The sequence below is a fragment of the Amycolatopsis sp. WAC 01375 genome (assembly GCF_003947325.1).
Lineage (GTDB): Bacteria > Actinomycetota > Actinomycetes > Mycobacteriales > Pseudonocardiaceae > Amycolatopsis.
This window is the reverse complement of sequence record NZ_QHHW01000027.1, coordinates 309,098-318,454: the sequence shown is the minus strand read 5'-3', so window position 1 is coordinate 318,454 and position 9,357 is coordinate 309,098. Positions and strand designations below refer to the sequence as shown.

At 68.3% G+C, this 9,357-nt stretch carries 9 protein-coding genes and 1 pseudogene; 1 reads left to right on the top strand and 9 read right to left on the bottom strand.

From position 1 onward, the window contains the following. From DL991_RS18185 to DL991_RS18170, 4 genes and pseudogenes are all read right to left on the bottom strand, one after another. On the bottom strand, positions 1–794 hold a 794-nt coding region (locus tag DL991_RS18185), incomplete at its 3' end, for a DUF222 domain-containing protein (protein WP_370306696.1). Between the two features lie 251 nt (positions 795–1,045). Beyond that, a pseudogene (locus DL991_RS43335) lies at positions 1,046–1,120 on the bottom strand (transposase family protein); the annotation flags it as partial. A 190-nt stretch (positions 1,121–1,310) separates the two neighbouring features. Next, a complete protein-coding gene (locus DL991_RS18175; RefSeq protein ID WP_125785500.1) occupies positions 1,311–2,318 on the bottom strand; it encodes a MerR family transcriptional regulator in 1,008 nt (335 codons plus the stop codon). Continuing rightward, the gene (locus DL991_RS18170; protein WP_125785499.1) at positions 2,319–2,999 is read right to left on the bottom strand and encodes a HEAT repeat domain-containing protein; all 681 of its coding nucleotides are present in this window, start codon (positions 2,997–2,999) and stop codon (positions 2,319–2,321) included. It abuts the gene before it with no gap. 131 nt (positions 3,000–3,130) lie between these two features. Here DL991_RS18170 and DL991_RS18165 point away from each other — a divergent pair, with 131 nt between their 5' ends. After that, positions 3,131–4,168, top strand: coding sequence for an acyl-CoA desaturase (locus tag DL991_RS18165; RefSeq protein ID WP_125785498.1), 1,038 nt, complete (start codon positions 3,131–3,133; stop codon positions 4,166–4,168). On the opposite strand, the gene hsaB is transcribed toward DL991_RS18165, so the two are convergent. Genes hsaB through DL991_RS18140 form a run of 5 tightly spaced genes read right to left on the bottom strand, consistent with a single transcriptional unit; the run spans position 4,134 to position 9,264 of the window. Then, positions 4,134–4,688 carry a 3-hydroxy-9,10-secoandrosta-1,3,5(10)-triene-9,17-dione monooxygenase reductase subunit gene (hsaB, locus tag DL991_RS18160; protein ID WP_125785497.1) on the bottom strand — a complete coding sequence of 185 codons (555 nt, stop codon included), beginning with the start codon at positions 4,686–4,688 and terminating at the stop codon, positions 4,134–4,136. The two genes, DL991_RS18165 and hsaB, sit on opposite strands and share 35 nt — an antisense overlap. Next, a complete protein-coding gene (gene hsaC, locus DL991_RS18155; RefSeq protein WP_125785496.1) occupies positions 4,685–5,599 on the bottom strand; it encodes an iron-dependent extradiol dioxygenase HsaC in 915 nt (304 codons plus the stop codon). Before hsaC ends, hsaB begins: the two co-directional genes overlap by 4 nt. Further along, the gene (gene hsaD / locus DL991_RS18150; RefSeq protein ID WP_125785495.1) at positions 5,599–6,447 is read right to left on the bottom strand and encodes a 4,5:9,10-diseco-3-hydroxy-5,9,17-trioxoandrosta-1(10),2-diene-4-oate hydrolase; all 849 of its coding nucleotides are present in this window, start codon (positions 6,445–6,447) and stop codon (positions 5,599–5,601) included. Before hsaD ends, hsaC begins: the two co-directional genes overlap by 1 nt. Then, entirely contained in the window at positions 6,447–7,622 is a 1,176-nt protein-coding gene (gene hsaA / locus DL991_RS18145) for a 3-hydroxy-9,10-secoandrosta-1,3,5(10)-triene-9,17-dione monooxygenase oxygenase subunit (protein WP_125785494.1), read from the bottom strand. Before hsaA ends, hsaD begins: the two co-directional genes overlap by 1 nt. A gap of 43 nt (positions 7,623–7,665) precedes the next feature. Then, positions 7,666–9,264, bottom strand: a complete 1,599-nt coding sequence (locus DL991_RS18140; protein WP_125785493.1) for an FAD-binding protein — start codon at positions 9,262–9,264, stop codon at positions 7,666–7,668. Positions 9,265–9,357: the final 93 nt, after the last annotated feature.

Below are 9,357 nucleotides of genomic sequence, written 5' to 3'. Positions count from 1 at the left end.
GGGCGGTGGCAGCCGGGGTGGGTGCATTCGCGGTCGCGGGCTTTGATCAGGCGGGCCAGTGAGGCCGGGGATCGGTAGGTGCCGGGGCTGGCTTCGAGGAGTTGCCCGGTGGTGGGGTCGGTGATCAGCCGGGACCAGGTGGAGCCGGGGTCGGCGGCGATTTCGCGGACGAGCCAGCCGGGGATCGGGCCGTAACCGGCGAGGGTCGCGGGATCTTCCCGGGCACCGGCCAGAGTGAGCAGGTCGACATAGACATGGACATGCGCACGAGGCTTGCCGTGCCCGTCTTCGGCCAGTAAGCGTTCGGCGAAGAGGTCGGCCCGATGTTGATCCAGGGTGCGGGACTTGTCGTTTGCGCGGCGGGTGCGGGCGGCGTGGCTCAGTGACGTGTAGATCGAACTGGCCACTTCGGCGGGCAGATAGCCCGACAGTTTGGACATGGTTTCGTCTTCGTGTTCCAGCGCGATATGCCGTAACGCGCGTTTGTTGACGGCGCGGTCCCGGTGGCCATCGGGATCGAATTTCTGTACGGCGTGATCCACCGATTTCCGGATCGCTCCCGGGTCACGCTCGGCGAGACGCCCGGCCATCCACGTGTCCACCTGGGCGGCGATCTCGTCGGAGACCTCACGGGTCAGCTGGCTGACCTTCGACGCCTTGTACAGATCGATGTCACCGTTTTCCAGTGCCGCCAACGTGTTCGGCAACCGTCCCACCAGGGCACACGAGGTTTCCACCAGCAGATGCGCCTGATTACGGGAGACCGAGAAGGCCAACGCGACCTCCTCGGTCACCGATCTTCGCGAACCACCCACCACGGCGAACCCGGCTATCGCACGCACCTGCCGCCCCTGCGCCCGCCGGAGCACGACTTCCTCGTCGTAAGCGGCATCGAGAAAACGAGCGGCTTTCGGATTGAAAGCAAAGGATGTGGTCATGACCAAGATCATACTCGAACTGATGTTCGACAGCCAGTGTGTCGCGACCTTGAATGTCAATTAGTCAGTGAGCCTTTTTCGTCCTTGTTGTTCGAGGGGTGAGGACAGACGCCGAACCCCGCCGCGAGCCGGGCATCGGTGTCACCGTCGCGCAGATGCGCCAGCACCAGCAACGCCTCCTGCCGCGGAGTCGGCTTGCGTCAGGGAGACCCGATCCGCTTCCGATGGCCGCGGATGACCTTGACCACATAACGAACCAGAGCGACAGTGTCCAGTTCGCCCGCTGTCACGCTGAATGTGGATCGCGAAAGCGAGAGCCGAGTTCGACCCACCAAACTCAACAGAACACCACAGCACCTATCACCGCCCACCTCATTCACCAGCCTCGAGCATCCCCCTGAGTGCCGAGGCGAGAAGGGCGACGGCGCGGTCCTCGTCTTCGGCCAGGTTCCGCAGGACGTCCCGTACGAGGGCGGGCGGCATCTCGGCGAGGGCCTGGGTCAGGCGCATCCGCGTCGCGGAGTCCGCGGTGGGGGCGGCGAGCTCGTCGGCCAGCGCGCTCATGATCCGGTCCGCGCGGCCCGCGTCGCGCGCCAAGCTTCCGAGAACCTCGGCCGCCTCGACGTCGAGAGTGCCCTCGACCACCATGCGGACGAGGGCCGGCACGGCCGCGGACCCACCACGCGCACCGACGGCCAGCGCGGCACGGCCGCGGACCGTCTCGTCCGAGTCTCCGAGCGCCTCCGCCAGTACCGCGGTCGCCTCGTCGCCGGGCATCCCGGCGAGCGCCAGGATCGCGCGACGCCGGACGTCGACGTTCTCCGAACGCGCGCCGGCCGCCAGGCTCGCCACACCGTCACCGCCCGCCCTCGCCAGGGCCCACCGCAGAGCACCGGCGACGTTCAGATCGGCTTCGCCGAGCACCGCCTCCGCCAGTAGTTCGGTGGGCACCGGCAGGTCCTCGGCCGGCACCAGGACGGTCTGCTGGCGTCGCGCGGCATGGGGTGAGTTGAGCCCGTGCAGCAGCTCGACGATGCGCAGGACACCCTCCCAGCCCAACGGCGCCGAGGCGTCGACCGCACGAAGTCGTTCGAGAAGCTCCTGTTCCCGCTTCAGCCGTTCCTCGGTCCGCCGGATGAGGTCGCCGACCAGATCGGACGGCTCGAAGGCGGGGTCCTCCAGGGCACGCCCGATCTGGCGCAGCGACAGGCCGAGAGACCGCAGGGCTTCCACATGGAAGATCCGGCGGATGTCCTCGTCGGAATACTCACGGTAGCCACCGACGGTGCGACCGGTCGGCCGCACCAGCCCGAGGGAGTCGTAATGCCGGAGCATCCGGCTGCTCACCCCCGAGCGGCGCGCCACCTCACCGATCAGCATTCACGCTCCCCCTGCTCGTTCCGGACCGAGCGCGACGACCCGTTTCGCCTCGTCGACGGCCGGATCGAAGTCGGCGTCCGGGTCGCGCAGGAGCCGCTCCGTGGCGCGGGCGTGCGCGCGCACCTCCGGGTCGGCACTCGCCAGGCCCGTCCGCAGGGCGGGTTCGATCTCGTCACCGAGCGCGACGAGTGCCCTGCTGAGACTCAGCCGCACCTTCCGGTCGCCGCGGCCGAACTGCGCGGCCAGGTCCACGGCCAGCCGTTTCCGCTCCCCGTCGGGGACGAGGACGACGGCGGCACGCCACGCGCTCCGCGCGACCTCGTCGTCGGCGTCGTGCAGCAGCGACCGGGTGATCGCGGGCCACGCGGTGACGTCCCCGATCTTGGACAGCGTGTGCAACGCCTGGCTCCGCGCCTGCGGGACGTCGGAACCGAGCTCCGTCAGGAGCGCCGGCATCGTGTTCTCCGCCGGAAGCCGGGTCAATGCCCAGGTCAGCATGTCCCGCACGAAGAAGTCCGGCTCGACCGCGCACCGTGCCATGAGCGCGTCGACGAACCGGGCGTCCGGGTGCGTCCCGGCCGCCAGGGCCGCCTGGAGCCGCGTCGACGAGCTTTCGGAGCTCAAGGCGTCGAGCAGCCGCGTGTCCGGTGTAGTCCGTTGTGTCGTGTCGATGACGATCACCTCCTGCCCACCAGTGAAGACCTTGTCACGATGTCAAGGTCAAGCGCGAGCCCGGTGCGGGGTAGGGCCAGCCCCCGCAGGGACCCACCGGCGCACCGCATTCACCCTGGCCCACCCCATGGACCAGACTCATGACGGTGACCGCAAACCTCCGCACAGGCAGCGATTTCGCCCGCCTGTCCCGCCGCGTCAGCGAAGCGGGCCTTCTCGACCGCCGTCCCGGCTACTACGTCTTCCGCATCGGACTGGTGGCCACCCTCTTCGTCGCCGGCTGGATCGCCTTCTTCGCGATCGGGGATTCCTGGTGGCAGCTGGGGATCGCCGTCTTCCAGGCGGTGATGTTCGGCCAGATCGCCCTGCTGTCGCATGACCTGGCACATCGCCAGGTGTTCCGGACCCGCCGCCCGGCCGAGATCGCCGGCCGCATCGCGGGGAACCTCGGCGTCGGTATGAGCTACGGCTGGTGGATGGACAAGCACACCCGCCACCACGCGAACCCGAACCACGAGGGCCTCGACCCCGACGTCGATCCGGACATCCTCGTGTGGTCGAAGGACCAGGCGCGGGCCAGCAAGGGCATCCCCCGGTTCATCGGCCGCTACCAGGCGTTCCTGTTCTTCCCGCTGCTCACCCTCGAAGGCCTGAACCTGCACGTCTCCGGTATCCGCGCGGTTTCGAAGCCGGGCATCCGGGCCCGCTGGCTCGAAGCTGCGTTGCTGCTGACGCATTTCGCGCTCTACTTCAGCGCGCTGCTCGTGGTCCTCTCCCCCGCCAAGGCGCTCGTCTTCTTCATCGTCCACAAAGCACTGTGGGGCGTCTACATGGGATCGATCTTCGCGCCCAACCACAAGGGGATGCCGATCCTGTCCGGGGACACCGAACTCGACTTCCTCCGCAAGCAGGTGCTCACGTCACGCAACGTCCGCGGCGGCCGGATCGTCGACGTCGCGCTCGGCGGGCTCAACTACCAGATCGAGCACCATCTCTTCCCGAGTATGCCGTCACCGCACCTGCGCCGCGCCCGGCCCATCGTCCAGGAGTACTGCGCCGAGCTCGGTGTTCCGTACCACGAGACGGGGCTCGCCGAGTCCTACAAGCTCGCGTTGCGCAGCCTGCACGAAGCGGGCGAGCCGATCAGAGCCAATCGTCAGGACGCGGCCAGGGCATGAGCGCCGCGAGTTCGTCCGCGACCGGCTCGGTCACCGTGTACCGCCCACGATGGAACAGCAGCGGACGATCGTCCGAAGGTTCCCCGAGCGCGGTGACCCTGCCGACGACGACGTAGTGGTCACCCGCCTCGTGCACGGTTTCGAGCGTGCAGTCGATCCACGTCAACGCCCCTGTCAGCAAAGGGGAACCGGACGGGGCGGGGGTCCAGTCGATCGACGCGAACTTGTCCGCTCCCCGCGCGCCGAACACGGCGCTGACGTCCTGCTGGTCCTCGGCGAGCACGTTGACGGCGAAGCGGCCGGACTCGGCGAGGACCGCCCAGGTCCGGGAAGTCTTGGCGGGACAGAAGAGCACCAGCGGCGGATCAAGGGAAAGCGCCGCGAACGACTGGCACGCGAAGCCCACCGGGGCCCGGCCGTCGTGCCCGGTCACCACCGCGACGCCGGTGCAGAAGTGCCCGAGCACCGTCCGGAACCGCGCCGGATCGATCTCCGCGCCGAGGTCCGTCACCGGGGTCACGACTGCCCCGGCGGGCGCGCGCCGACTGAAAAGTCGTGTCCCCACAAGGAAACCGCCGTACTCTCTCGGGCGATCCAGCTTTCGTCGTCCACTTGACGCCCCTCGCAGCCGTATTCGACGTCGAATCCGCCGGGGGTCTTCATGTAGAACGAGAGCATCAGATCGTTGACGTGCCGCCCGAGGGTGGCCGACATCGGCACCTTCCGGCGGATGGCCCGGTCGAGGCAGAGGCCGACGTCGTCGGTGTTCTCCACTTCGACCATGAGGTGCACGATGCCGCTGGGAGTCGGCATCGGGAGGAACGCGAGGCTGTGGTGACGCGGATTACAGCCGAAGAACCGCAGCCAAGCCGGAGCGCCGTCGGCGGGCCTGCCGACCATCTGCGGCGGCAGTTTCATCGAGTCCCGCAACCGGAACCCGAGCACGTCACGGTAGAACCGCAGAGAAGCGTCATCGTCGTGTGTGGACAGTACGACGTGTCCGAGGCCTTGCTCGCCGGTGACGAACTTGTGGCCGTACGGGCTGACCACGCGCCGGTGTTGCAACGCGACACCGTGGAACACTTCGAGCGTGTTGCCGGAAGGGTCCTCAAAGGACACCAGGCCGTCGACCCGGCGATCGGCCAGCTGATCCGGGGTGCCTTCCTTGTACGGCACCGAATGCGCGTCGAGCGATGCCCGGATCTCGTCGAGTTCGCCGGCGTTGGCGACCTCCCAGCCCGCCACGGCGAGCCGGTCGTGCTCACCGGGGAAGATCACGAGCCGTGCCGGGAAGTCGTCCATGCGCAGGTAAAGCGCTTCCGGATTCGTGCCGGAACCCTCGACCATGCCGAGGACCTTCAGCCCGTATTCGCGCCACGCGGCCATGTCGGTGGCTTCGATGCGAAGGTAGGCGAGCGAACGGATACCCATCAGGAGGCTCCCAGGAAGTCGAGTGCCAGCCGGTTGAACTCGTCGAACTTCTCCAGCTGCGCCCAGTGGCCGCAGCCACCGAACACGTGCAGCTGGGCACGCGGGATCGTCTTGAGCGCGAGCAGGGCGCCGTCGAGCGGGTTGACCCGGTCTTCCCTGCCCCAGATGAGCAGCACGCGTTGGCGCAGGCGATGCGCCTCACGCCACAGCATGCCCTCTTCGTAGGTGTCGGGCTGGGCGAACGACTTGCCCATCGCCTTCATCGCCGCCAGGGACTCCGGCGCGCTCGCGGCGGCGAACCGTTCGTCGATCAGTTCGTCGGTGATCAGGGACTGGTCGTGCACCATGATCCGCAGGAAGGCTTCGAGCTTCTCGCGGCTCGGACCCGGCGGTGCGCTGAACCGGCCGAGGTTCTTGATGCCCTCGGTGGGATCGGGCGCGAACAGGTTCAAGCTCAGGCCGCCCGGCCCCATCAGGACAAGGCGGCCGGCGCGCTTCGGATGGTTGAGCGCGAGGCGCACCGAGGCGCCGCCGCCGAGCGAGTTCCCGACGAAATGGGCGCGTTCGATGCCGAGTTCGTCCATCAAGCCGACCACGGCGTCCGCGCTGTGGCGGAAGTACTGCGGATGCTCGGTCGGTTTGTCCGACCGGCCGAACCCGGGCTGGTCGATCGCCAGCGTCCGGTAGTTCTTGCCGAAGACCGGCAGGTTGCGGCCGAAGTTGCTCCACGCCGACGCGCCGGGCCCACCGCCGTGCAGCAGGATCACCGTCTCCGGATGTTCCGCGCCCGCCTCGTGGTAGTGCAGCTTGAGTCCATCTTGGACGGTGATGTACTTGCCTTCGGTCATCAGACCATCGCATTCTCGACGGGCAGCCCGAAGGCGCCGGTTCCGAACATGACGTAGGCGCGCTCGGCGTCGTTCGCCGCGTGCACCCGGCCGGCGTGGGCGTCACGCCAGAACCGCTGGATCGGGGTTCCGGCTTGCAAGGCCCGGCCACCGGAGTTCTCGAAAAGCCTGTCGATCGCGAAGATCGCGCGTTCCGTGCCGCGAACCTGGTCACGGCGCACTCGCAGCCGGGTGGGGAACGGCAGCTTCTCCCCCTTGCACGCCAGCTGGTACAGCTCGTCGATGTTGTGCGTCAGCTGGAGCCAGGCCGCGTCGATCTCGCTCGCCGCCTCGGCGATCCGCACCTTGGCGAACGGGTCCTCTTTGGACTGCTCGCCCGCGTACGCCGCACGGACCCGCTTGCCCTGGTACTCGACGTGCGCGTCGTAGGCACCTTGCGCCATCCCGATGATCGGCGCGGTGATCGTGCTCGGATGCACCGATCCGTAGGGGAGCTTGTACAGCGGCCCCGGATTGATCTCCTGTCCGGGCGTCTTGCACTTCGACGTCGCGATGAAACTGAGCGCACGGTGCTTCGGCACGAAGACGTCGTTCACGATGATGTCGTTGGACCCGGTGCCGCGCAGGCCCACGGTGTCCCAGACGTCCTCGATCGTGTAGTCGGAGATCGGCACCAGATAAGTGCAGAAGTCGACCGGTTTGCCATCCTTGAACACCGGGCCGCCCAGCAGCACCCAGGTCGCGTGGTCGCAGCCGGAGGAGAAACTCCAGCGCCCGCTGAGCCGGTAGCCGCCGTCGACGACGTCCGCCTTGCCCATCGGCGCGTACGACGACGAGATCCGGACGTCGGTGTCGTCGCCCCAGACGTCCTGCTGTGCCTGCGCCTCGAACAGGCCGAGGTGCCACGGGTGGACGCCGAGGATGGAGGCGACCCAGCCCGTGGACCCGCACGCGCTCGCGACGAGTTTGACCGCGGTGTAGAAGCTCACCGGGTCGGCTTCGAGGCCACCGAACGTCTTCGGCTGCAGAAGTTTGAAGAACCCGGTCTCCTGCAAGGATTTGACGGACTCCTCGGGAACGCGCCTGGCGTCCTCCGCCTCCTGCGCCCGCTCCCGCAGGACCGGCAGCAGCTCCCGGATCCCCGCGATCACGTCCTGCGCGGCGTGCTCGCTCATATGTGTTCCCTCTCTCGCCGTACTCGGTGAACCGAGTCCAAGACTAGAACACGTTCTCGTTTTTGTCGACCGAACCCCGGTCGAGCGCACTGTGCAGTCCGGCACGCCGACCGGAAAACACGCAGTCGGCCAGCGACAGACCGCTCACATAGGACCTAGAACAGATTCCCACCGCGGTCCGCCCCGCCGCGTACAGCCCGCGGATCGGAGTGCCGCCGGCGGAGCGCACCGCCCCGGTCTCCTCGTCCACGACCAGGCCGCCCAGCGTCAGCATCGGGCACGGATAGCCGAGGTTCGGCTTGATCGAAACGTCGATCATCGAGTACGGCGCCTGATCCAGCGGCCGCGCGAACTCCGCCGGTTTGCCCGTCGGGTCCGCGCCGGATCGTGCGGCCTCGACACTGGCGGCCAGCCCGCCGGGGTCGACGCCCGCCTTGCGCGCGACCTCGTCGAGCGAACCGGCGACGACGCGTTGCCGCAGCAGATACCGCACCTGAAGTCCTTGGAACCATTGACTTTGCCCGCGTGCTTCCCGCTGGACCTGCCGGACGATGGCGTCGTCGACCAGCAGCCAGCCACGCCCTTCGTGTCCGGTGATCATGCGTTCGCCGACGGCCGCGCCGTACCGGGATTCGTCGATGATCCGGCCGCCCGTCTCGTCCACGAGCAGGCCGCCCAGGAACGCCGACGGCGGCGTGATGAACCGCCAGGCCGAGATCCGGCCGAGTTCGGCGGTCGCCCCGCCGGCCTCGACCCCCATCCGGATACCGGATCCGTCGTCGGCCGACGTCCCGAGCGCCAGCCCGCCGCGATACGCGGGGGCGTGCTCACGCACCATCTCGCGGTTCGCGATGAACCCGCCCGCCGCGAGGACGACCCCGCGCGAGGCGGAGATCCGCAGCTCACGGCCGTAGCGACGCTCGATCCGCTCCACCCGCCGGTGCAGCGACTTCCGCAGTGACGGCACGTAGATCCCCGGTTTCGCGGCATACGCCGACAGCCTCCGGTGTGCGGCCCGCACGCGAGCGGGCGCGTCCCGCAGGGTGGACACGACGACGCCGGTCACGGCACCGTCGGCGTCCACGATCAGGTTTCGGGCGGCGGTCTGCGGCAGCACCTGGATCCCGCGGCTCCGGACGGCCTCCATGAGCCGTTTCATCAGCAGTTTTCCCGACGTACCCGGCCCTTTGACGCGATGTCCGCGTGGCGCGGGCTTGGCGGCGTCGCGGAAACCGCCCGCCGCCTCGCTGCCCGAGTAGTACAGATAGTGCTTGTCGCTCGGGTAAGACGTCTTGTACGGGCACAGGCTCCCCTCGAAGGGGACACCGTTGCCCTCCAGCCAGGTCACCATCTCCGTACTGCCCGCGCAAAACCGCCGCAGGGTCTCCTCGGAGACGACGTCGCCGACCTCGAGCCGCAGGTAGTCGTACATCGCGTCGACACTGTCGTCGACGCCCGCGTCCCGCTGCTGCGCCGTCCCGCCACCGGCGTAGACGACACCACCGCTGACCGCGCTCGCGCCACCACCGGAAAACCGGTCCAGCACAAGCACCCGAGCACCGGCGTCGGCGGCCTCGATCGCCGCACAGGCGCCTGCCGCTCCGAAGCCCACGATCACCACATCCGCGACGAGGGAGTCCATGACCCCACCCTAGAACTAGAACACGTTCTCGTCTATGGTGACTGGAGCAGCGCGGATGCTGCTACATGCTTCCTACAACGTGTTCCAGGTGAG

Excerpts from the sequence above, each read along its gene's own strand:
- DL991_RS18175 (WP_125785500.1), bottom strand. The coding sequence starts at position 2,318 with ATGCTGATCGGTGAGGTGGCGCGCCGCTCGGGGGTGAGCAGCCGGATG.
- DL991_RS18165 (WP_125785498.1), top strand. The coding sequence starts at position 3,131 with ATGACGGTGACCGCAAACCTCCGCACAGGCAGCGATTTCGCCCGCCTG.
- hsaD (WP_125785495.1), bottom strand. The coding sequence starts at position 6,447 with ATGACCGAAGGCAAGTACATCACCGTCCAAGATGGACTCAAGCTGCAC.
- DL991_RS18140 (WP_125785493.1), bottom strand. The coding sequence starts at position 9,264 with ATGGACTCCCTCGTCGCGGATGTGGTGATCGTGGGCTTCGGAGCGGCA.
- hsaA (WP_125785494.1), bottom strand. The coding sequence starts at position 7,622 with ATGAGCGAGCACGCCGCGCAGGACGTGATCGCGGGGATCCGGGAGCTG.
- hsaC (WP_125785496.1), bottom strand. The coding sequence starts at position 5,599 with ATGGGTATCCGTTCGCTCGCCTACCTTCGCATCGAAGCCACCGACATG.